Source organism: Neorhizobium sp. AL 9.2.2 (genome assembly GCF_013317225.1).
Lineage (GTDB): Bacteria > Pseudomonadota > Alphaproteobacteria > Rhizobiales > Rhizobiaceae > Neorhizobium > Neorhizobium soli.
In genome coordinates this window covers 1,287,433-1,311,016 of record NZ_JAALXU010000001.1, presented here as the reverse complement: position 1 = coordinate 1,311,016, position 23,584 = coordinate 1,287,433, and the positions used below count along the sequence as shown (strand labels likewise).

The 23,584-nt window shown below is 60.2% G+C and carries 18 protein-coding genes; 11 read left to right on the top strand and 7 right to left on the bottom strand.

The annotated features are described in order from the left end of the window. The first annotated feature begins 74 nt into the window (after positions 1–74). The gene (gene plsY / locus G6K99_RS06265) at positions 75–695 is read left to right on the top strand and encodes a glycerol-3-phosphate 1-O-acyltransferase PlsY (protein WP_174195999.1); all 621 of its coding nucleotides are present in this window, start codon (positions 75–77) and stop codon (positions 693–695) included. An 18-nt stretch (positions 696–713) separates the two neighbouring features. After that, a complete protein-coding gene (dprA, locus tag G6K99_RS06260; RefSeq protein ID WP_174195998.1) occupies positions 714–1,856 on the top strand; it encodes a DNA-processing protein DprA in 1,143 nt (380 codons plus the stop codon). Here dprA and G6K99_RS06255 read toward each other — a convergent pair. Next, complete coding sequence (locus tag G6K99_RS06255) at positions 1,836–2,039, bottom strand: hypothetical protein (RefSeq protein ID WP_174195997.1); 204 nt, start codon at positions 2,037–2,039, stop codon at positions 1,836–1,838. The two genes, dprA and G6K99_RS06255, sit on opposite strands and share 21 nt — an antisense overlap. Before the next feature lie 245 nt (positions 2,040–2,284). Here G6K99_RS06255 and topA point away from each other — a divergent pair, with 245 nt between their 5' ends. The 5 genes from topA (at position 2,285) to rpmG (ending at position 9,360) form a co-directional block, all read left to right on the top strand. Beyond that, entirely contained in the window at positions 2,285–5,014 is a 2,730-nt protein-coding gene (gene topA / locus G6K99_RS06250; protein ID WP_174195996.1) for a type I DNA topoisomerase, read from the top strand. Next, complete coding sequence (gene rnr, locus G6K99_RS06245; protein WP_174195995.1) at positions 5,011–7,374, top strand: ribonuclease R; 2,364 nt, start codon at positions 5,011–5,013, stop codon at positions 7,372–7,374. The genes topA and rnr overlap by 4 nt, the downstream gene beginning before the upstream one ends. Positions 7,375–7,376: 2 nt before the next feature. After that, positions 7,377–7,832, top strand: coding sequence for a DUF983 domain-containing protein (locus tag G6K99_RS06240; protein ID WP_174195994.1), 456 nt, complete (start codon positions 7,377–7,379; stop codon positions 7,830–7,832). An 86-nt stretch (positions 7,833–7,918) separates the two neighbouring features. Further along, positions 7,919–9,103, top strand: a complete 1,185-nt coding sequence (locus tag G6K99_RS06235) for an MFS transporter (RefSeq protein ID WP_174195993.1) — start codon at positions 7,919–7,921, stop codon at positions 9,101–9,103. 89 nt (positions 9,104–9,192) lie between these two features. Continuing rightward, complete coding sequence (gene rpmG / locus G6K99_RS06230) at positions 9,193–9,360, top strand: 50S ribosomal protein L33 (RefSeq protein WP_007626161.1); 168 nt, start codon at positions 9,193–9,195, stop codon at positions 9,358–9,360. Positions 9,361–10,116: 756 nt separating this feature from the next. Here rpmG and G6K99_RS06225 read toward each other — a convergent pair. Beyond that, positions 10,117–11,496, bottom strand: coding sequence for a PleD family two-component system response regulator (locus G6K99_RS06225; RefSeq protein ID WP_062453214.1), 1,380 nt, complete (start codon positions 11,494–11,496; stop codon positions 10,117–10,119). A 14-nt stretch (positions 11,497–11,510) separates the two neighbouring features. Then, positions 11,511–11,882 carry a response regulator gene (locus G6K99_RS06220; protein ID WP_062453215.1) on the bottom strand — a complete coding sequence of 124 codons (372 nt, stop codon included), beginning with the start codon at positions 11,880–11,882 and terminating at the stop codon, positions 11,511–11,513. 133 nt (positions 11,883–12,015) lie between these two features. Here G6K99_RS06220 and G6K99_RS06215 point away from each other — a divergent pair, with 133 nt between their 5' ends. From G6K99_RS06215 to G6K99_RS06200, 4 genes are all read left to right on the top strand, one after another. Further along, complete coding sequence (locus G6K99_RS06215; RefSeq protein WP_174195992.1) at positions 12,016–12,324, top strand: DUF3572 domain-containing protein; 309 nt, start codon at positions 12,016–12,018, stop codon at positions 12,322–12,324. A 1-nt stretch (position 12,325) separates the two neighbouring features. After that, complete coding sequence (locus G6K99_RS06210) at positions 12,326–13,006, top strand: hypothetical protein (protein WP_174195991.1); 681 nt, start codon at positions 12,326–12,328, stop codon at positions 13,004–13,006. A 50-nt stretch (positions 13,007–13,056) separates the two neighbouring features. After that, the gene (locus tag G6K99_RS06205; RefSeq protein WP_371816125.1) at positions 13,057–14,379 is read left to right on the top strand and encodes a DNA polymerase IV; all 1,323 of its coding nucleotides are present in this window, start codon (positions 13,057–13,059) and stop codon (positions 14,377–14,379) included. Between the two features lie 118 nt (positions 14,380–14,497). Next, positions 14,498–15,862: a L,D-transpeptidase family protein gene (locus G6K99_RS06200; protein ID WP_174195989.1), complete on the top strand. Its 1,365-nt coding sequence runs from the start codon at positions 14,498–14,500 to the stop codon at positions 15,860–15,862. A 20-nt stretch (positions 15,863–15,882) separates the two neighbouring features. Here G6K99_RS06200 and dnaE read toward each other — a convergent pair whose 3' ends face one another. The 4 genes from dnaE to proS all read right to left on the bottom strand — a co-directional run bounded on the left by dnaE (position 15,883) and on the right by proS (position 23,323). Continuing rightward, positions 15,883–19,374, bottom strand: coding sequence for a DNA polymerase III subunit alpha (dnaE, locus tag G6K99_RS06195; protein ID WP_174195988.1), 3,492 nt, complete (start codon positions 19,372–19,374; stop codon positions 15,883–15,885). 515 nt (positions 19,375–19,889) lie between these two features. Beyond that, complete coding sequence (locus G6K99_RS06190; protein WP_062453220.1) at positions 19,890–20,579, bottom strand: ABC transporter ATP-binding protein; 690 nt, start codon at positions 20,577–20,579, stop codon at positions 19,890–19,892. 6 nt (positions 20,580–20,585) lie between these two features. Then, the gene (locus G6K99_RS06185; protein WP_062453221.1) at positions 20,586–21,893 is read right to left on the bottom strand and encodes a lipoprotein-releasing ABC transporter permease subunit; all 1,308 of its coding nucleotides are present in this window, start codon (positions 21,891–21,893) and stop codon (positions 20,586–20,588) included. Positions 21,894–22,000: 107 nt separating this feature from the next. Continuing rightward, positions 22,001–23,323, bottom strand: coding sequence for a proline--tRNA ligase (proS, locus tag G6K99_RS06180; protein WP_062453222.1), 1,323 nt, complete (start codon positions 23,321–23,323; stop codon positions 22,001–22,003). Between the last annotated feature and the right edge of the window lie 261 nt (positions 23,324–23,584).

Sequence of the window (23,584 nt, the reverse complement as noted above, 5' to 3'; positions counted from 1 at the left end):
GGGCCAACCCATCGCGCGCTTGCGCGAAAGGGTTGGAACGGGGCAAACCCGACTAGGGGCTTTGGGGGAAACACATGATAACCGACCTTCTTACCTGGCAGATCACGCTGCCGATCGCAGCCGGCGCGCTTGTTCTCGGCTATCTCTTGGGCTCGATCCCGTTCGGCCTGCTTTTGACCCGCGCCGCAGGTCTCGGCGATATCCGGTCGATCGGTTCCGGCAATATCGGGGCGACCAACGTTCTTCGCACCGGAAATAAGAAGCTCGCCGCCGGCACGCTTCTGCTCGACGCATTGAAGGCAACCGCGGCAGCCCTGATCGGCTGGTACGCCTTCGGGCCGGAAGCGGGCCTTATCGCCAGCTTTGCCGCCTTCTTGGGTCACCTCTATCCGGTCTGGCTCGGCTTCAAGGGTGGCAAGGGTGTCGCGACCTATATCGGCACGCTGCTGGGGGTTGCTCCGCTCATGGTTCTGGTGTTTGCCGCGGTCTGGCTTTCGGTTGCCAAGCTCAGCAAGTACTCATCGCTGTCCGCCCTGGTTGCAACCCTTGTCATTCCGGTTGTGCTGTGGTTCATACAGGAACCAAAGATTGCTGCCGTCATGGCTCTCATGACGATCATCTCCTTTATCAAGCACAAGACCAATATCGAGCGGTTGATTGCCGGCACCGAAAGCAAGATCGGCCGAAAGGGCTAGTCCCTTAAAGGACGGATCATGCCGGATAGCAGCGCAAGACGGATAGGAATTGCGCTCACCGAACGGCAGAAGATCGCCTGGCTGCGGTTGATCCGCTCCGACAATGTTGGCCCGGCGACATTCCGGGATCTCATCAATCATTGCGGCTCGGCGGAAAACGCGCTGGCCATGCTGCCGGAACTGTCGGCGCGCGGCGGATCGACACGGGCAATCCGCATCGCCAGTGCCAGTGAGGCCGAACGCGAGCTGGAGATCGCGCGCCGCCACGGCGCACAGTTCATCGGCATCGGCGAGCCCGACTACCCTCCCGCGTTGCGACAGATCGAGGCAGCCCCGCCGCTGATTGCCGTGAAGGGCGATCTGTCCACCGCCACCCGCCCCTCGGTAGGCATCGTTGGCTCGCGCAATGCCTCCATTGCCGGGGCAAAGTTTGCCGCGGCCATTGCCAGAGATTGCGGCCGCGCTGGTTATGCGATCACGTCTGGGCTTGCCCGCGGCATCGATGCGGCGGCGCACCGCGCCAGTCTCGATACCGGCACGGTCGCGGTTCTGGCCGGCGGCCTCGACCGGCCCTATCCGCCGGAAAACTTTTCCCTGCTCGATGAGATTACGGCCGGCAGCGGCCTTGCCGTCTCCGAAATGCCATTCGGCTGGGAGCCACGAGCGCGGGATTTTCCCCGCCGCAACCGCCTGATTTCTGGCATTTCGCTTGGGCTTGTCGTCGTGGAGGCGGCCGAGCGGTCGGGCTCGCTGATCACCGCAAGGCTGGCTGCCGATTTCGGACGGCTGGTGTTTGCCGTCCCCGGCTCGCCACTCGATCCGCGCTGCCACGGTACGAACGGACTTCTCAAGCAGGGCGCCATCGTCACGACAGGCGCTTCGGACGTGCTGGATGCGCTGGCGCCGCTGTCCGATCTCGATACATTTCAAAATACCGTCATCGAAGAGCCCGGCAGAGGCAGCACACTCCTGCCGCCCGATGACGACGACAGGACGCGCATCATTTCGGCGCTCAGTCCGACACCGGTCGATATCGACGATATCATCCGCCATACGGGTGTTGCCGCGGCCAGTGTCTATCTTATCCTGCTGGAACTCGATCTCGCGGGACGCCTGCACCGGCATCCGGGTGGCATGGTGTCACTTGCTATGGAAGACTGAGCGCGGTCGTCGGCCCGCCTGCACGTCGCCAGCCTCGACATAGGCCATCTCGATGAGGTAGCACAGCATATCGGCGCCCTCACTGAGTGCCACCTGCCTCAACTCTCCCAGCATCTGCCGGATGTAGGCGATGTTGCGTGAATTCTCCTCGCCCCGTCCGTCCTTGTCACCGTGAGAGACCATTTCACATCCTGTCAAATAGGGCGCGACACCGCCTAATATAACTATTCGTCACCTTATCAGCGCAGCTTAGAGATGTTTATTTAAGATTGCAACTAATTGCACATCTCTCTCAGGTTGCAGTTCGTTGTATCCTACTAATTAACGATGACCTCTTGACCCCGGGACAAACGCCCGCCATGTCGGGAGACCAGATTTCCGCCTGGATCGTTACGAGACCGGGCAAAGCTCTATTGCAGAGAAACAAGATGAATGTAGTCATTGTAGAATCTCCAGCCAAAGCCAAGACCATCAACAAGTATCTTGGCTCGGGTTACAAGGTTCTCGCCTCTTTCGGCCACGTCCGCGACCTTCCTGCCAAGGACGGGTCGGTTTTGCCTGACCAGGACTTCGAGATGCTCTGGGAAGTCGACAGCGCATCCCAGAAGCGGATGAAGGATATTGCCGACGCTGTGAAGGGTTCGGACGCCGTTTATCTCGCGACCGACCCGGATCGCGAGGGTGAAGCGATTTCCTGGCATGTCCTCGACCTCTTGAAGAAGAAGAAGGTAATCGGCGACAAGCTGGTCAAGCGCGTCGTGTTCAACGCCATCACCAAGAAGGCGGTTCTCGATGCGATGGCCAACCCGCGCGATATCGACGTGCCGCTGGTGGACGCCTATCTCGCCCGCCGCGCTCTCGACTATCTCGTCGGCTTCAACCTGTCTCCGGTCCTGTGGCGCAAGCTGCCGGGCGCCCGTTCTGCCGGCCGTGTGCAGTCGGTTGCGCTGCGCCTCGTCTGCGACCGCGAAACCGAGATCGAGCGCTTCGTCTCGGAAGAGTACTGGAATATCTCCGCGCTTCTGAAGACACCGCGTGGCGACGAGTTCCTGGCCAAGCTGGTGCAGGCCGACGGCAAGCGCCTGCAGAGCAAATCGATCACGAACGGCGAAGAAGCCGGCCGCCTGAAGACGCTGCTCGACGGCGCCGCCTATAGCGTCGAGACGGTCGAAGCAAAGCCGGTGAAGCGCAATCCCGGCCCTCCGTTCACCACGTCGAGCCTGCAGCAGGCCGCGTCTTCGAACATCGGCTTCGGCGCGTCGCGCACGATGCAGGTCGCGCAGAAGCTGTATGAAGGTATCGATATCGGTGGCGAGACTGTCGGTCTCATTACCTATATGCGTACCGATGGCGTGCAGATGGCACCCGAAGCGATCGACCAGGCGCGCCGTGCCATCGTCGACCAGTTCGGCGAACGTTACATGCCCGAAAAGCCGCGCTTCTACTCCACCAAGGCGAAGAACGCGCAGGAAGCCCACGAAGCGATCCGTCCGACCGACTTCAACCGCACGCCGGACAAGGTTCGCCAGTATCTCGATGCCGATCAGGCGCGTCTTTACGAGCTGATCTGGAAGCGCGGCATTGCCAGCCAGATGGCATCTGCTGAAATGGAACGCACCACCGTCGAGATCTCGGCGACAAACGGTGCCGAGAAGGCTGGCCTTAGGGCCGTCGGTTCGGTCGTGCGTTTCGACGGCTTCCTCGGCGCCTATGTGGACCGCCGCGAAGAGGATGACAAAAGCGAGGACGACGACGAAGACGGTCGTCTGCCCGAGATCAACGCTCGCGAAAAGCTCGACAAGAACAAGGTCAACTCGAGCCAGCATTTCACCGAGCCGCCGCCGCGCTATTCGGAAGCATCGCTGATCAAGAAGATGGAAGAACTCGGCATCGGCCGTCCTTCCACCTATGCCGCGACGCTGAAGACGCTGTCGGATCGCGAATATGTGATCATGGACAAGCGCAAGCTGATCCCGCATTCCAAGGGACGGCTGGTGACGGCGTTCCTCGAGAACTTCTTCACGAAATACGTCGAATACGATTTCACGGCCGATCTCGAAGAGAAGCTCGACAGGATCTCTGCTGGCGAACTGGACTGGAAGCAGGTTCTGCGGGAGTTCTGGCAGGACTTCTTCGGCCAGATCGAAGACACCAAGGAACTGCGCGTCACCAACGTGCTGGACGCTTTGAACGAAGCGCTTGCACCGCTGGTCTTCCCGAAGCGGGAAGACGGTTCGGATCCACGCATCTGCCAGGTCTGCGGCACCGGCAACCTGTCGCTGAAGCTCGGCAAGTACGGCGCATTCGTCGGCTGCTCGAACTATCCGGAGTGCAACTTCACCCGTCAGTTGTCGTCCGAAGGCGGCGCGGATGCGGAAGCTTCCGGCCTCAACGAGCCGAAGGAACTAGGGACCGATCCGATGACCGGCGAGCAGCTGACGCTGCGGTCGGGTCGTTTCGGACCTTATATCCAGCGCGGCGACGGCAAGGAAGCCAAGCGCTCCTCGCTGCCCAAGGGTTGGCTGCCTGACGATATCGACCATGAAAAGGCGCTGGCACTGATCAACCTGCCGCGCGACGTGGGCAAGCATCCGGAATCGGGCAAGATGATTTCGGCAGGTCTTGGCCGTTACGGGCCGTTCCTGCTGCATGACGGTGGCTATGCGAACCTGGAAACGATCGAGGACGTGTTCTCGATCGGTCTCAACCGCGCCGTCACCGTGATTGCCGAGAAAAAGGAAAAAGGCCCCGGCGGACGCGGTCGTGGCACACCGGCAGCGCTCAAGGACCTTGGCGCGCATCCGGATGGCGGCGCGATCACCGTGCGCGACGGCAAATACGGGCCTTACGTCAACTGGGCCAAGGTCAATGCCACGCTGCCGAAGGGCATGGACCCGCAGTCGGTAACGATGGAACAGGCGATGGCGCTGATCATCGAAAAGGGCGGCAAGGCATCGTCGGGCAAGGCCAAGGCGAAAGCGCCTGCCAAGAAGGCCACGGCAAAAAAGGCTGCTGCCAAGACAGAGGCGGACGCAACGACCGAGACCGCCACAAAGAAGTCGCCTGCCAAGGCTAAGACCGCAGCCAAGAAGGCACCTGCCAAGAAGGCACCGGCCAAAAAGACAACCGCATCAAAGGCGAAGAAGACGGACACGTGAGAGAACCGAACGAGCGATCCAATCGCCAGCAGAAACGCGCCGCGAAGGCTGACCGTGGCGACAGCCAGTCGGCGAGCAGACCGGTGATTGTCCAGGGTGCAGTTCCTCCGCGCGATGTGCTGCTCCATTTCATCGCTGACAATCCCGACAAGGGCTCGAAACGGGAAATTGCCAAGGCTTTCGGGCTGAAAGGCGATACGCGGATCGAGCTCAAGGATCTGCTGCATTCGCTCGAGGAAGACGGTCTTCTCACCAAGAACCGCAAGTCGCTCTCGCGTCCGGGTGCCCTGCCCCCGGTCACCGTTCTCGACATCACCACCCGCGACAAGGATGGCGAACTGATCGGCCGGCCGACCGAGTGGCCGGAGGATCTGGGTGCTGCCCCGGCCGTGCTCATCCGTCAGTCGCATGACAGCCGCGGAAAGGGCAAGGCGCCGGCCGCCGGCCTCAACGACCGCATTCTTGCGAAGATCTTCCCGAACAAGGAACGGTCAGGCCCGGCCTATACGGCCCGCGTCATCAAGGTCATCGACAAGCGCCGCGGCGCAGCACTCGGCGTCGTCCAGAGATTGGCTGACGGCGAAATGCGTCTTCTGCCGACCGACCGGCGCGGCGAGGAAATGGTCATCGAGCCCGAGGACATCGGAGACGCCAAGGATGGCGACCTGGTCGAATCGGAAGTCGTCCGCAACGGCCGGTTCGGTCTGCCGCGTGCCCGCGTCCTCAACATTGTCGGCTCCGTCGGTTCCGAAAAGGCGATCTCGATGATCGCCATCTATTCGCATGGCATTCCGCACATCTTCCCGAACGAGGTGATGGAGGAAGCGCAAGCCGCAAAGCCCGCGACCATGTCGAAGCGCGAGGACTGGCGCGACGTGCCACTCCTGACGATCGATCCGGCCGACGCCAAGGATCACGACGACGCTGTCTATGCCGAGCCCGACACCTCGCCCGACAATCCGGGCGGCGTCATCGTCACCGTCGCGATCGCCGATGTCTCCTGGTATGTCCGCACCGGCAAGCCGCTCGACCGCGAAGCGCAGAAGCGCGGCAATTCCGTTTACTTCCCCGACCGCGTCGTGCCGATGCTGCCGGAACGCATTTCCAACGATCTCTGCTCGCTGCGTGAAGGCGAAGACCGGCCGGCGCTTGCCCTGCGCATGATCTTTTCCAAGGAAGGCCGCAAGGCCGGCCACACGTTCCACCGCATCATGATGAAGAGTGCGGCCAAGCTCTCCTACCAGCAGGCTCAGGCCGCCATCGACGGCGAGACCGACGACAAGACCGGTCCGCTGCTGGAGCCAGTCCTGAAGCCGCTCTGGGACGCCTACCGCATCATGACGATCGGCCGCCACCGTCGCCAGCCACTCGAGCTCGACATGCCCGAGCGCAAGATCCTGCTGAAGCCGGATGGCACGGTGGATCGGGTGATCGTGCCGCAGAGGCTCGATGCGCATAGGCTCATCGAAGAAATGATGATCCAGGCGAATGTCTGCGCTGCCGAGACGCTCGAGAAGAAGAAGCAGTCGCTGATCTACCGGATCCATGATGGTCCCTCGCTTGCCAAGCAGGAGACGCTGCGCGAGTTCCTGAACACGCTCGGCATTTCGATGGCTCGCGGCGGCCAGATGCGCTCCAACTCGTTCAACGGCATCCTGTCGCAGGCACAGGGCACGCCGCACCAGATCATGGTCAACGAGATGGTGCTGCGCTCCCAGAGCCAGGCGGTCTACAGCCCCGACAATATCGGCCATTTTGGCCTCAACCTGATGAAATACGCGCATTTCACCTCGCCGATCCGGCGCTATGCGGATTTGATCGTGCATCGCGCGCTGGTCGGGTCGCTCGGCCTCGGCGAAGGTGGAATCACGCCGGGCGAGGAAGCCCAGCTCGAAGATATCGCGGCAGAGATCTCCACCTTCGAGCGCCGCGCCATGGCCGCCGAACGCGACACGGTAAACCGTCTTGTCGCGCACCACCTCTCGACGAAGATCGGCGAGGAGTTCCAGGGCCGCGTGTCCGGCGTGACCAAGGCAGGCCTGTTCGTGGCCCTGCCGACCTATGGCGCCGATGGTTTCGTGCCGGTGTCAACGATCGGCGACGATTACTATATCTATGACGAGGCGCATCAGGCGCTAACAGGCGAACGTTCCGGTCTCGGCTACCAGATCGGCGATACCGTCGATGTGAAGCTGAAGGCGGCAGTTCCGCTTGCCGGTGCGCTTCAGTTTGAAATGCTGAGCGAAGGCAAGAAGCTGCCGGGCGGCGCCCGCTCGTTCCACAAGTCTGCACGACGAGACAAATCTGGCGGACGGCCCAAAAAGCCCGGTACGCGCCCCTTCCGTGGCGGCAGGAGATAGCAATGCAGTCAGATGGCGAACAGACGGTCCGCTTCGGCGGGTCGGACCCGGTCGATCGACCTCTTGGCCGATCCATCAAACGGGGCCTCGCCTGTCGATGTCCTGCCTGTGGAGAGGGCCGGCTTTTCCGTGCCTTCCTGAAGCCAGTCGATCATTGTTCCGTCTGCGGTGAAGATATCTCCCACCATCGTGCAGACGACCTTCCGGCCTATCTCGTCATCGTCGTGGTTGGTCACGTGCTGATGACCGGCTACATGCTGACCGATATGATCCTGCGTGTCTCTCCTTGGGTCCACCTCGCCATCTGGGCACCGCTTGCGGTGCTTGCCGCCATCGCGACGATCCAGCCCATCAAGGGCGGTGTCATCGGCCTGCAATGGGCAAACCGCATGCATGGGTTCGGCGGCGGCGAGGACGAGACCGATTCGACCAGCGGTCCGAGCAACAGACCGAACTGATCATGGTCCACCGTTCGTTACCACCTTCCCGTCCTATTTCATGCGTACGGACGTCCAGTCCGAAGCCGACTTGTAAGGAAGTCTGAATGCCTCAGCCGACGACCGACGAAAACGGCCATGTCGCGGAGATCCACTGGCCATCCCTGATCGCAGCCACCGCCGCCGTCAGCGCCGTGGGAATAGCCATGGGGCTCGGCCTGCCGCTGCTGAGCATCATCCTTGAAAAACGCGGCATCTCATCGACGCTGATCGGGTTGAACGCTGCCATGGCAGGCGTTGCAGCCATGGTTGCCGCCCCGATCACGACGAAATGTGCTCATGACTTTGGTGTGGCGCGCAGCATGATGATCGCCGTGGTGATCGCCGCCGTCAGCGCCATCTGTTTCTACTACGCCGACCAATTCTGGATGTGGTTTCCACTACGCTTTACGTTCCATGGCGCGACCACGGCTCTGTTCATCCTGTCCGAATTCTGGATCAATGGAGCCGCGCCACCCAGACGACGCGGATTGGTCCTCGGCATATACGCAACGGTGCTGGCGGTCGGGTTTGCGATCGGGCCGATGCTGTTTTCGCTTCTCGGCAGCGATGGCGTGCTTCCGTTCATCGTCGGCGCACTCATTATCATGACGGCCATCATACCGATCTTTCTCGCCCGTCACGAAAGCCCGAAGCTAGACAGCAAGCCCGAGCGGCACTTCTTCCACTATATATTCCTCGTTCCCAGTGCGACGGCAGCCGTCTTTGCCTTTGGTGCAGTCTCGGTTGGCGGACTGTCGCTGTTTCCGATCTATGCGTTGCGCGAACAGATGACCGAATCGCATGCGGCCATCCTCTTGACGGTGATGGGACTGGGCAACATGGCCTTCCAGATCCCGCTGGGGATGATTTCGGACCGCATGCGTGACCGCAGGCCGCTTCTGACCGGCCTCGCCGTACTGGGCGTTCTCGGCTCGCTGACGATCCCCTTCCTGATCGGCAACTGGATGATGACCGCGGTTCTCCTATTCATGTGGGGCGGCTGTATCTCCGGCCTCTATACCGTTGGCCTCGCGCATCTGGGCGCTCGCCTTCGAGGTGCCGATCTGGTCGCTGCCAATGCCGCCTTCATCTTCTGCTATGCCGTCGGCACGGTTGCAGGACCACAGGGCATCGGCGCTGCCATGGATGTCGCGGGCAATGACGGCTTTGCCTGGGCGCTGGCCGGTTTCTTCGGCTTTTACGTGGTTGTTTCGGGGGCTCGATGGTTTTTACCAACGAAACAAGGTTGACATTCTGACCGCGATTTGTAATTTCGCCCCAGATTTCGCCGTCGACCGTCTGCGTCCGCGGCTCCACTTTTCTTAAAGGCGCTAAGACCATGGCAAAAGCTACGACCATCAAGATCAAGCTGCTGTCGACGGCTGATACCGGTTTCTTCTACGTAACCACGAAGAACAGCCGTACGATGACAGACAAGATGACCAAGACGAAGTACGATCCGGTTGCCCGGAAGCACGTCGAATTCAAGGAAACCAAGATCAAGTAAGATCTGGTCACTTAAAGGCATGAAAGAAGGCGCAGGCTGATCAGCCGGGCGCCTTTTTCTTTGCCTACTGTTTTCACGCGTGAGTACCAAAACGCAAAAAGCGCCACCGTCATTTCTGACAGCGGCGCTTTGATTGGGGGTCGACCGGCTTGCAATCGCGGCACGAGGAGCCGTTGAAATTGCTTGCCAGTCGACCGACCCCACGACCCAGGAGATGCGGCGGACCTGAGCATCATGGGGTATCTCGACGTAAGCTGAAGGAACCCTTCGCCCCGTTGAAACCAAAATTGCGCAAAATCAATGGAAAATCAACACATACTTAGATCAGTACGAAACTGTTTGGATATGATGGTTAAAATCCACACGCGTCTTTGTAGAAAGACGCTATTCCGGCTCTTCAATTGTTAGGTTTATTCTGAGCCAAAGCGTTTTTAGCTTTATCCACCCTACGGTGTTTGGTGCGAGCTCGAAGATTAGCCCGGCTTCGAGACGGAAGTAAAAGGCGATTATAAATCGTCAGCGAGAAGCAGGACTTTCTCGCTTCTGTGTAGATGCTACCGTATCGTTCGGCAATGCTCAAACAAAGCACCGGTCTTCCATTCCCGTATGCGTTTTATTTGGCTCGAAGCCGCGTACGAATCGTCAAATTTAATTGAGGAAACTGTGGGACGAGCGCTTCTTTATCAAAAAGCCTCGCTGCAAGACGAAAGATATTATATTAGCGTATTTTAATATACGACGATTCTCGTGCAAATCTTAAGCGGCGGCTGCAACGACTCGGTTGCGCCCGCTGTTCTTGGCGTCGTAAAGCGCACGATCGGCTTGTTTCAACAACTGCTCCGGCGTTTCCGCTCCACTGCGGCTGCAGGCAATCCCAAGCGAAGCTGTGATGTTCAGGCTGGCGCCAGTGCTTTTCAGCACGAACGGCGTCTGCTCGATGATGTTGCGCAATCGTTCGGCAATCAAAGCCGCGGCGGCGCTATCCGTATCGGGCATAACCACAACGAATTCCTCGCCACCGAACCGGCAGGCGAGATCCGCGCCGCGTACCGTGGACCGGATACGGGCCGCAACTTCCTTCAGCACCTCGTCACCGGCGTCGTGGCCGTGCGTGTCGTTGACCGATTTGAAGCGATCGATGTCGGTGATGCAGACGGACAGCGGCCGCCCACGGGCTGTTGCGCGGGCAAACAGCACCTTCATGTGATTGTCGAGATAACGGCGATTGTGCAGACCGGTCAGGGCATCTGTCACAGCCAGTTCGATCGTATGGCGCACGCTCAACCGCAGGCGGTCGTTGTAACGCTTACGCTTGATCTGCGTTAGGGTCCGGGCCACGAGTTCATTCGGATCGATCGGCCGGATGATGTAGTCGTTGACGCCGAGATCGAGCGCCCGGACGATGACCTGGTCGTCGCCGTGTTCCGTCACCAGCAGCAGCGGCAGGAATCGGGTCCGCTCCAGCGATCGCAGTTGTGAACAGAGCCTCAGCGGATCGTAGTCATCGAAATTCGTATTGACGATCACCAGATCGAACGGGTTTTCAGCCGCTTCGAAAAGGGCTGCCTGCGGATCGGAGATGGCAGTGATATCCGCGACCGGTTTCAGCGCCCTGACGATGCGTTCCTGCGAGCTTCCGCGGCCATCGACCAGTAGGACCTGCGCGACGTCGTCCTGAGCGTCCTGCCCCGCTGCACTCTTCATCATGTCCTGCAGCGTGAGATCCTGCGCGGTGTCGGACCGGATGCGCAGCTCGTCACTCAGCGTCTTCAGCCGCACGAGGCTTTTGACACGGGAAATCAGCTGCAGGTCGTTGACCGGCTTGGTCAGAAAATCGTCGGCACCGGCTTTCAGGCCGCGCACGCGGTCGGAGGGCTGGTCCAGCGCGGTGACCATGACAACAGGGATATGGGATGTCCGCGGATTGGCTTTCAGCCGCTCGCAGACTTCGAACCCGTCAATGCCCGGCATCATGATGTCGAGCAGGATGACATCGACATGGGCCTGTTCACAGATCGCCAGCGCCTTGTAGCCGTCATCGGCAGTCAAAACGTCGAAATATTCCGCAAGCAGGCGTGCCTCGAGCAGCTTCACGTTTGCGGGAATGTCGTCGACTACCAGGATCCGTGCCGTCATGTCATTCTCCGACCTTACGCGTCGCCAAGATACGTCTTGATGGTCTCGATGAACTTCGGCACCGAGATGGGCTTCGAAACATAGGCTTCGCACCCGCCCTGTCGGATTCGTTCCTCGTCGCCCTTCATCGCGAATGCGGTGACGGCGATGACCGGTATGACGTGCAGTTCGTCGTCTTCCTTCAGCCACTTGGTCACTTCCAGACCCGATACTTCGGGCAGCTGGATATCCATCAGGATCAGATCCGGACGGTGACGGCGGGCAAGATCCAACGCCTCCATGCCATTGCGCGTCTGGATCGTCTCGTAGCCGGACGCTTCGATCAAATCGCGGAAGAGCTTCATGTTCAGCTCGTTGTCTTCGACAATCATGACCCGTTTGGGCATGTCGATCCGTTCCTTAAATCGCGCCTTGCAAGCGTGCTTTCAGTCTATAAGCTTTCCGAACACGAGATTCTTTAAGCCACTAGCGGCACACGTTAAGGGCATTTGGTTGAGAAATAGGTAACTTGAGCAGGCGATGAGGTTCGATCCGTTGAATAACAAGGCACCCGCCGCAGCCCCCGAAGAGACGGCCGGCGCAATCCTCAGCTGGCTTGCGGACGAGCCCGACATGTTTTCAAGGTTTCTGGCGCTGTCCGGTCTCCAGCCCGGTCAGCTGCGTTATGTGATCGACGATCCGGGCTTTCTTGGCGGAATGATCGATTTCCTGATGAGCCACGAGCCAACGCTGATGGCATTTTGCGAAGCGACGAACACGAGACCGGAAACGGTTGCCGCAGCGTCACACTATTATTCCAAGCCTGCACTCGATTCGGGCGACTACTGAGATGGAGAACTCTTTCGGCGTTGCCCTCGATTTTTCCCACGTCCAACTTGGCGACCGCCCGCTGGTCGTATGCGACGTCGATGACGTCGTTCTGGACTTCGCGGCACCTTTCACCGAGTTCATCAAGGCAGAGGGGCTGGAGCTGCTGCCGCGCTCCTTCCGCCTCACCGGCAATATCGTTTCGGTCGAAACGCAGGTCCCTATCGAGGAAGCGGACGTCAAACGCCTGATCGGCGCGTTCTTCGACCGCCAAGAAGACTGGCAGACGCCCTCTGCGCTTTCGATCGAGACCCTTAAGGCGATCGGTAAGGCTGCAGACGTCATCTTCCTCACTGCCATGCCGCCACGCTATCAGGAACAGCGTCGCCGGCTTCTCGACCGGCTCGACCTCACCTTCCCTCTCGTCGCGACGGAGGAGAAGAAAGGCCCTGTCATGCAGATGATCCATGCCGCGCGCCCCCTTCCCTCGGTCTTTATCGATGACATGGCCCACAACCTGCATTCGGTCCGCGACCACGTCGAGAACTGCCTGCTGATTCACATGATGCCGGACAGTCCTCTGCATCAGCTTGCTCCGAAGCCTGATCAACCGATCGTCCGGGCCACAGACTGGCCGCATGCCGCAGAGATGATCGACGCCTACATCCTGTCCCACATCCCGCATCATCGAACCGCAAAATAGTGGTTGAAGGATGTGCGTTCTACTCTTGAGAGGTTGCAGCTTACGGCCTATTGTCGGAATGTTCAACCTTTGTTCCGCCGATGACAGTCGTACCAAATCACAAGCCCGGCTTCTGTCGAGACTGCTTTGCCGAGCAGAAGGCAGAGGTGCGACGATGTCGCGCCTGCGGCAGTCCACGGCTGGTGTATCACCGCGAACTTCATGACCTGACGCTTGCCCATATCGACTGCGATGCCTTTTACGCCACCATCGAGAAACGCGACGACCCGAGCCTGGCCGACAAGCCGGTGATCATCGGCGGCGGCAAGCGCGGCGTGGTGTCGACCGCCTGCTACATCGCCCGCATCAGCGGCGTCCGGTCGGCAATGCCGATGTTCAAGGCGCTCGAACTCTGCCCGGATGCGGTCGTCATCAAGCCGAACATGGAGAAATACGTCACTGCCGGCCGACAGGTGCGGCAGATGATGATGGATCTGACGCCGCTGGTGCAGCCGATCTCGATCGACGAGGCGTTTCTGGAACTGGCAGGCACCCAGCGTCTGCACCACGATCAGCCCAGCCGCATTCTCGCAAAGCTCGCAAAACGCGTCGAATCCGAGATTGGCATCAGTATTTCCGTCGGGCTCTCCTACTGCAAGTTCCTCGCCAAGGTCGCTTCCGACCTCGAAAAGCCGCGGGGTTTTTCGGTGATCGGTCGCGCAGAAGCCGTGGAGTTTCTGGCCACCCGGCCGGTCACGACGATCTGGGGCGTCGGCCGGGCTTTTGATGCGACGCTGGAGGCGGACGGCATCCGCACCATCGGGCAGCTGCAAGCCATGAACGAGGCCGACCTGATGCGCCGCTACGGCACGATGGGCCAGCGCCTCTATCGTTTGTCTCGCGGTATCGACGACCGCGAGGTTCATCTCAACGACCCGGCGAAAAGCGTGTCGGCCGAGACCACGTTCTTCGACGACATCTCCCGCCACGACGACCTGGTCCCGATCATGCGCCGGCTTTCGGAAAAGGTGTCTAAACGACTGAAGAGCGAGGACCTTGCAGGCCAGACGGTGGTGTTGAAATTGAAGACCGCGGAGTTCAAGAGCCGCACCCGCAACAAGCGGCTGGAAGACCCGACCCAGCTTGCCGACCGCATCTTTCGCACCGGTATCTCCATGCTGGAGCGGGAGACGGATGGTACAAAATTTCGCCTGCTCGGGATCGGCGTCACCGATCTGACCGACCCTGCCCGTGCAGATCCGCCGGATCTCGTGGATGTTCAGGCCGGACGCCGGGCGGCTGCGGAAGCGGCCATGGACAAGCTGCGTGAGAAGTTCGGAGCTGCGGCCGTCGAGACCGGCTATACGTTTGGCGACAAGCGCCACGACCGATAGTTTCAATCAAACGTGATTAAATTTTTCCTGCTAAACTTGACGAGATCAGCGCGGATGCAAACCTTCGTTAAACCTCGCTCGGTAAAATGCGGCTCAAGTTTTGCGTATGAGGTTTAGCATGATGCGTCGCCTGGTTTTGGGGTTCTGTCTGATGTCTGCGACGATGCTGTCGCCTCCAGCGTTTGCAGCGGACAGTGTTCCCCTGCAGATCATCGTTTCCAAGGACAAGCAGTCGCTGACCGTCTACGAGGGCGAGACCGTGGTCGCCAGGTCGCGGATATCGAGCGGCAAGGCCGGGCACGATACGCCGACCGGCATCTTCTCCATCCTTGAGAAGCGGAAATACCACGAGTCGAACATCTATTCGAATGCACCGATGCCGTTCATGCAGCGAATCACCTGGTCAGGTATCGCGCTGCACGAGGGCAATGTTCCGAACTATCCAGCGTCGCACGGCTGCGTGCGCCTGCCGAGCGGTTTTGCGACCAAGCTTTACGGCCTGACCGAGCGTGGTGCGCATGTGATCGTGACCGATGCGGAAGTGGTGCCGCAGCGCATCGAGGACGTCGTGCTGTTTTCGCCGCGCAAGCCTTTGCCTGCCGGCGCGCTGATGACCGATGTCGATCTTCGCACCGCATCGATCAAGGCCTCGCCGAAGAAGCCGGTGGAAGTGGCGATGAATGTCGCGCCGGCCAATCCGAACCGCGCCACGGATGCTCTTCCGACGCAGCCTGATGATCTCGAGGAAGCGCAGACGCACGCGCTGCGCATCCTGATCACGCGGCGTACCGACCGCGAGACGCTGATGGACGTCCAGAAGTTGCTGGAAGAGATGGGCTTTGAGACCGGCGGCTCCGACGGCTATGTCGGACCGCTGACTCGCAGCGCCGTTGCCGGCTTCAAGCGCTGGAAAGGCCTGAAGCAGACGGGCCCGATGATAAGCGGCGAGTTCATCGACGCGCTCTACGCCTCTGCCGGCCAGCCGAAGCCACCCGCCGGCCAGATCATGGTGCGGCAGAATTTCGAACCGCTGTTTGAGGCCCCTGTCGGCATCAAGGCGCCGGAAGTGGCCCTCGGCACGCATCTCTTCACTGTCGACAAGATCGATCGCTCGATCGAATCAGCCGATTGGCACGCGGTGACGTTGCCGAACGTGCTGTCCGATGCGACGATGAAGCGGCTGGGGATCACCGTGGCGGCCGATGCGAAACTGCCGGGTGCCGCAAAAGCCGCACTCGACCGGATCGAGATTTCGCAGGACGTTCGCGACCGGATCGAGACGCTAATGGCGGATGGGACGTCGGTCACGATCAACGACGAATCGCTTGGACCGGAGACCGGCAAGGGCACCGATTTCGTCACGCTGACCAAGTCGTCGAAAAGCGAGATGGTGGCAGTTCAGGATATTGGCTCAACGCCTGCCGCCGAGCCGCGCGCCAAGCGCAGTGTCATCCGTTACCAAGGCGGCGTCGGCCTCTACTGAGGCCGAGCCGACAGCGGCAGTTATACGAGTTCCACATCCAGCACGCCGGGTGCCGCCTTCAACGCGGCGGCGATTTCCGGCGAGATACGATACCGTTCCGTCAGTTCCACCTCGATCTCGCGCTTGCCATCATCCTTGATGACGATAAACGAGACGAGGCCATCGCCGCGGGCATTGAGATGCCGGGCGACCGTCTTCAGCGGCCCTGAGTCGCGCACGAAGACCCGCAGCGCCTTCTGCATGCGGACCGACTGTTCCTCCAACGACTGCACCGTCTGGATCCGCAGGCCAATGCCTTCCGGACGCTCGTCGGCCTGAACGGTGATGACAAGCGATTTTCCGGGCTCAAGCAGATCGCGGTACTGAGCAAGCGCTTCGGAAAACAGCACCGCCTCGAACTGACCGGTGGAATCGGAAAACATGACGATGCCCATCTTATTGCCTGTGCGGGTCTTGCGTTCCTGGCGACCGGTCACGGTCCCGGCAAGACGGCCTGCCGTGGCGCCTGCCCTCACAGCCGTCGAGAAGTCAGCGAAAGTCTGGACGCGCATCTTGTCGAGCACCGCGCCGTAGGTATCGAGCGGATGGGCAGACAGGTAGAAGCCGAGCACCTGATACTCGCGCATCAGCATTTCCGACGGCATCCACGGATTGAATGTTGGCAGAACGAGTTTTTCCGGACCGCTGGCCGCGCCCGAGCCGAAGAAATCGGACTGGCCGGAGACCTTCTCCTCCTGGGCGCGCTGGGCATAGCCGATGACGCGGTCCATGCCGGCGCTGAGTTGGGCGCGGTCGAAGCCGAAGCAATCGAAGGCACCCGCAGCATTCAGGCTTTCAAAGACGCGGCGGTTGATCTGCTTCGGGTCGATGCGCAGGCAGAAATCCTCGATCGACGCGAAGGGCGTGTCGCGGCGGACCTCGACGATGTGATCGACGGCGTTTTCGCCGACGCCCTTGATGGCGGCCAGCGCGTAATAGATGCGGTTGTCGCCTGTCTCGAAGCGGCGGAACGAGGTCTGTACCGACGGCGGACTGACCTTGATGCCGAGCCGGCCGGCATCCTCGCGGAAATCGTTCAGCTTTTCGGTGTTCGCCATATCGTAGGTCATCGACGCGGCGAGGAACTCGACCGGGTAATGCGCCTTCATATAGGCCGTCTGGTAGGAGACGATGGCGTAGGCGGCGGCGTGAGATTTGTTGAAGCCGTAGTTGGCGAACTTCGCCAGCAGTTCGAAGATGTTCTTCGCCTGCGGCTTCGACACGCCGTTCTTGATGGCGCCACTGACAAAGCGTTCGCTCTGCTGGTCCATCTCGGCCTTGATCTTCTTGCCCATGGCGCGGCGCAGAAGGTCGGCTTCGCCGAGCGAATAGCCCGACAGGACCTGGGCGATCTGCATCACCTGTTCCTGGTAGACGATAACGCCCTGGGTTTCCTTGAGCAGATAATCGATCGACGGATGGACCGATTCGATTTCTTCCTCGCCGTGCTTGCGGGCATTGTAGGTCGGGATGTTTTCCATCGGACCCGGGCGATAAAGCGCCACCAGCGCAATAATGTCCTCGATACAGTCCGGTTTCATGCCGATCAGCGCCTTCCGCATGCCGGCACTTTCCACCTGGAACACGCCGACGGTCTCGCCGCGCGACAGCATCTGGTAGGTCAGTTCGTCATCGAGAGGGATCTTGGCGAGATCCACAACGATATCGCGCTTCTTGCAGAATTCGACCGCGGTTTTAAGAACCGTCAGCGTCTTCAGTCCGAGAAAGTCGAACTTGACCAGACCGGCCTGCTCGACCCATTTCATGTTGAACTGGGTGACCGGCATGTCGGAGCGCGGGTCGCGGTACATCGGCACCAGCTTCGACAGCGGGCGGTCACCGATGACGATACCGGCGGCGTGGGTCGAGGCGTGGCGGTAGAGACCTTCGATCTTCTGGGCGATATCGAGAAGACGGCCAACGACCGGCTCCTTGTCGACCTCTTCCTGAAACTTCGGCTCTTCCTCGATCGCCTTTGCCAAGGTGGTCGGATTGGCCGGGTTGTTGGGCACCAGTTTGCAGATGCGATCGACCTGGCCATAGGGCATTTCGAGAACGCGGCCGACGTCGCGCAGTGCTGCGCGGGCCTGCAGCGAACCGAAGGTGATGATCTGCGCCACCTGCTCGCGGCCATATTTGCGCTGCACGTAGCGGATCACTTCTTCGCGGCGATCCTGGCAGAAGTCGATGTCGAAGTCGGGCATCGAGACGCGGTCGGGATTGAGGAAGCGTTCGAACAGCAGCGAGAAGCGCAACGGATCGACGTCGGTGATCGTGAGCGCATAGGCAACCAGCGAGCCTGCACCGGAACCGCGACCCGGACCGACCGGGATGTTCTGCAGCTTTGCCCATTTGATGAAGTCGGCAACGATCAGGAAGTAGCCCGGAAACTTCATCTTCTCGATGACGCCGAGCTCGAAATCGAGCCGTTCGCGATAATCCTGCTCGGTGAAGCCCGCGGTGATACCGAGTTCGGCCATCCGGTTCTCGAGGCCTTCGACCGACTGACGGCGCAGCTCCGCCGTTTCGGCGCGCTCCGCTTCTGCCGGATCGTCGGTGGCGCCGGTGAAGCGCGGCAGGATCGGGCTGCGGGTCTTCAGGATGAACGAGCAGCGCTTGGCGATCTCGACCGTGTTATCGAGCGCTTCCGGCAGATCGGCGAACAGCTTTGCCATTTCGGCACGGCTCTTCAGGTAATGGTCGGGCGTCAAACGGAAACGGGTATCGTCGGATACGATCGCATTGTGCGCGACGGCCATCAGGGCATCATGGGCGTCGTAATCGGACTGACCTGGGAAGAAGGCCTCATTGGTCGCGACCAGCGGCACATCCTGGTCGTAGGCAAGATCGATCATCCGCTGCTCATGACGGCGGTCGTAAGTGCCGTGACGCTGCAGTTCAATATAGAGCCGATCGCCAAAGGCCTGCTTCAATGACAGGAGGCGCGCCTTTGCGAGTACGGTGTTGCCATCCTTCATTGCCACGTCGACAGGGCCACCGGCAGCACCTGTCAGCGCGATCAGTCCTTCGGTGCCGCCATCTTCCAGCCAGGCGCGGCAGATATGCGTTGCCGCCTGCCCTTCTCCATCGAGATAGGCGCGGCTGACGAGATCCACCAGCCGCTCGTATCCCTTGGCATTGGCGGCGAGCACAACGATTGCCGGCAGCTTCGCCAAATGGCCGTTGCGGCGCTCGTCCGGCTGATCCTCCATGTCAATCGACAGCTGGCAACCGATGATCGGCTGAATGCCATCACCGATGGATTTCTGGGCGAATTCCAGCGCGACGAAGAGATTGTTGGTATCGGTGACGGCGATCGCGGGCTGATTGTCCGCGATGGCCTTGGAGAGGATTTTCTTAAGCGGCAGCGCACCTTCCAGAAGCGAATAGGCGGAATGGACGCGCAGATGCACGAACTGTGGCGTCGCTCCCAAATCCTCCGATTCCGATTGTAAAGTCGCTGCGTCCGCCATCTGATACCCATTCCTTGAATCGGGTCATTGTCCGGCGCGGGGGCTTCAGAGTCGAGTCAAGAATGGTCTTCTCAACCTCTTTCCGCTTGCGCCCGCCGGCTGGGCGAGCACGGACCGGCTCACATTACCAGCATGATCATCGACAAGCTGGCAACGAAAGTTGCAATGGAGGCGAATGCGGCAATATCACGAAGAAGGTCAGTCATCGTCGTCTCCCGTGTTCGTTTATGTTGGCACTTTGTTCTCTTTTCGTGCCACCGTCAATAGTAGAACAAAACGGGAATAGAAGATTCTGACCGATGGTTAATGCTGCTTGCTGGCTGGAGGTAACCAGCGCTCCATAGGACCAAGCCGTTGCCGGCCGACGCACGCGGTCGGCAGCCAAACGCCAGCCATCGCTGCGGATCGCTGACGTGACGTCATTCCATGGCAGCAGTGTCCATCGCACGCCCCTTCGAGGATGTGACGATGGACACTATCGGATTAGGGGCACGCTTTGGGGATCAGTGCGTTCGCTAGAACTCGACGACTTTGCCGCCCTCGATCGTGACGCGACGATCCATGCGGGCAGCGAGATCATGATTGTGAGTGGCAATCAGTGCAGCAAGCCCTGACTGGCGCACCAGCGCCTCCAGCGCTTCGAACACGTAGGATGCCGTCTTCGGGTCGAGATTGCCGGTGGGTTCGTCGGCCAGCAAAAGGCGGGGCGCGTTGGCCACCGCACGGGCAATCGCCACGCGCTGCTGTTCACCACCAGACAGTTCCGACGGGCGGTGTTCGCCGCGATGACCGATTCGCATGTAATCGAGAAGCTGGCCCGCGCGTTCGCGCGCTTCCCCCTTCGAAAGGCCGCCAATCAGCTGCGGCATCATGATGTTCTCGATCGCCGTGAATTCCGGCAGGAGATGGTGAAACTGGTAGACGAAGCCGATGTCGGAGCGACGGATCGAGGTGCGCTCTTCATCCGACAAACCGTTGCAGGCCCGACCGCCGATCGTCACATCGCCAGCGTCCGGATGTTCAAGCAGGCCTGCCAGATGCAAGAGCGTCGATTTGCCGGTACCGGACGGGGCGACGAGCGCCACGATCTCGCCGCTCACGAGCGAGAAGTCTGCCCCGTTGAGGATCGACAGGCTCGTCTCCCCCTGGCCGTAGTGACGTTCGACGCCTGAGAGATTGAGGACGGTTTTACGCGGGACAGCCATGGAGACCTATTCGTATCGGAGGGCCTGGACAGGATCGAGCTTCGAGGCTCTCCATGCCGGGAAAATGGTGGCGAAGAAGGACAGGACCAGCGCCATGATGACGACCGAGAAGGTCTCGCCAAAACTCATTTCGGCCGGAAGCTGACTGAGGAAATAGAGCTCCGGATCAAACAGGATGGTGCCCGAGACCCAGGAGAAGAACTGTCGGATCGATTCGATGTTGAGGCAGACGATAACGCCGAGCGCGACGCCGGCAAACGTGCCAACGATGCCGATAGCAGCACCCGTCATGAAGAAGATCCGCATGATGGCGCCGGAACTCGCGCCCATCGTGCGCAGGATTGCGATATCGGAGCCCTTGTCCTTCACCAGCATGATCAGGCCCGAGATGATGTTGAGTGCCGCGACCAGCACGATCAGGGTCAGGATCATGAACATCACGTTGCGTTCAACCTGAAGCGCCGAGAAGAACGTCTGGTTGCGTTGGCGCCAGTCGGTAATGAAAATCTGGCGACCGGCAGCCTGCTCCACCAGCGGACGCATGTCCTCGACATTGTCGGGGTGATCGATGAACAGTTCGATCGACTGCACCAGCCCTTCGGCATTGAAATAGAGCTGCGATTCCTCAAGCGGCATGTAGATGATCGTCGCGTCGTATTCCGACATGCCGATCTCGAAAACGCCGGACACTGGATAGGATTTAACGCGCGGATTGACACCCATCGGTGTCACGTCGCCTTCGGGCGAAATCAGCGTGATCTGGTCGCCGGCCGAAATGCCGAGCTGCGAGGCAAGCCTGGAGCCGACGAGAACGCCCTGCCCCGACGCAAAGCCGACGATATCGCCCTGCTTGATGTTGCCGGCGACTTCCGTGACCTTCTCAAGGTCTTCCGGCCGTACGCCGCGAACAAGAGCGCCGGAACCGGCGCCACCCTTGCCGGATGCCAGCGTCTGCCCCTCGACAAGCGGCAGGGCCATCTTGACGCCGGGAACGGCAGCGAATTTCTTGGTCAGTTCGGCGTAATCGGTGAACGGCTGGTCGATCGGCTGGATCACCATGTGGCCGTTGATGCCGAGAATGCGGGAAATGAGCTCGGTGCGAAAGCCGTTCATGACCGCCATCACGATGATCAGTGTCGCGACGCCAAGCATGATGCCGACGAAAGAAAAGCCCGCGATGACCGAGATGAAGGCTTCCTTGCGGCGCGAGCGCAGGTAGCGCCAGGCGACCATTCGCTCGAACGACGAGAAAGCGCCAGCCCGCGGAGACTTGTCGACCTTCTCTGGTTCACCACTCGTCGCGATGCTCGCCATTCACGCTTCCTTACACATGGAGCGCGCGGGAGGCTTCCCGCGCTGCTGTATCAGATATGCCTGCCTAGCCTGTCGTCAGACTGGCCCGGCGAGACGTCGGTGTCCGATCATCCGGCGACGCGGTTGAGCGCCGCTTCGAGCGTCATGACGTCACGGGCTGCGGACTTGCGGTCCTTGACCTCGACCTCGCCGTTGGCGGCGGAGCGCGGACCGACGATTATCTGTACCGGAACACCGATCAGATCCGCTGTCGCGAACTTGGTGCCGGCGCGTTCGTCGGTATCGTCAAGCAGCACGTCCTTACCGGCCTTGTTGAGCTTTGCGTAGAGATCTTCCGACAGACGATCGCATGCCTCGTCACCGGGCTTCATGTTGATCACCACGACATCGAACGGCGCAACGGATGCCGGCCAGATGATTCCGTTATCGTCATGCGATGCTTCGATGATGGCGGGAACAAGGCGTGTCGGCCCGATGCCGTAGGATCCCATGTGGACAAGATGTTCCTTGCCATCAGGGCCCTGCACCTTTGCGCCCATCGGCTCGGAATATTTCGTGCCGAAATAGAAGATATGGCCGACTTCGATGCCGCGGGCAGAGAGGCGATCGGCATCCGGGATCTGATCGAAGGCCGATTCGTCGTGCATTTCGGACGTCGCGGCGTAGACCGATGTCCACTTGTCAAAGATCGCCTGCATGCCGGCGACATCGTCGAAATCGGTGTCTTCGCCGGGAATGTCGAAATTGACGAAGTCCCGGTGCGAGAACACTTCCGACTCACCGGTTTCGGCAAGGATGATGAACTCGTGGCTGTGGTTGCCGCCGATCGGGCCGGTATCGGCACGCATCGGAATGGCGCGCAGTCCCAGCCGATCGAAGGTGCGCAGATAGGCCGCGAACATCTTGTTATACGAATGGACGGCGTCTTCCTTGTTCAAATCGAAGGAATAGGCATCCTTCATCAGGAATTCGCGCGAGCGCATGGTGCCGAAACGCGGGCGGATCTCGTCGCGGAACTTCAGCTGGATATGGTAGAGGTTGAGCGGCAAGCTCTTGTAGGACTTGACGTAGGACCGGAAGATATCCGTGATCATTTCCTCGTTGGTCGGTCCGTAGAGCATCGGCCGCTCCTGGCGGTCCTTGATGCGCAGCATTTCCTTGCCGTAGGCGTCGTAGCGACCGCTTTCCTGCCACAGCTCGGCCGACTGCAGCGTCGGCATCATCAGTTCGACGGCGCCAGCCCGGTTCTGTTCCTCGCGGACGATCTTGTTGACCTTGTCCAGCACGCGCTTGCCAAGCGGCAGCCAGGAATAGATGCCCTGGCTCTGCTGACGGATCATGCCCGCACGCAGCATCAGCCGGTGCGAGACAATTTCCGCTTCCTTGGGGTTTTCCTTCAGGATGGGCATAAAATAGCGGGACAGACGCATGGACGTTTCCGGTTTCCGAGGCGTTCCCCAGATAACAAGGGAATCGGCCGTTTCTTGGATTGAACTTTGACGGCGTACATAGCCGTTCGAGGGCGCAAATGGAACCCATAGCGCGCACCGCGGCACAGCAGATTGCGCTTGCACTGGCTGAAGCTCAACGGCTTGATGACAAGCCCTGCGACAAATTCGTCCACGGGAAATTTTTGCCAAACTGTGTCAAAAATGCAAAAATATCGAGTGACAAAGCACATTCGTTAAGCT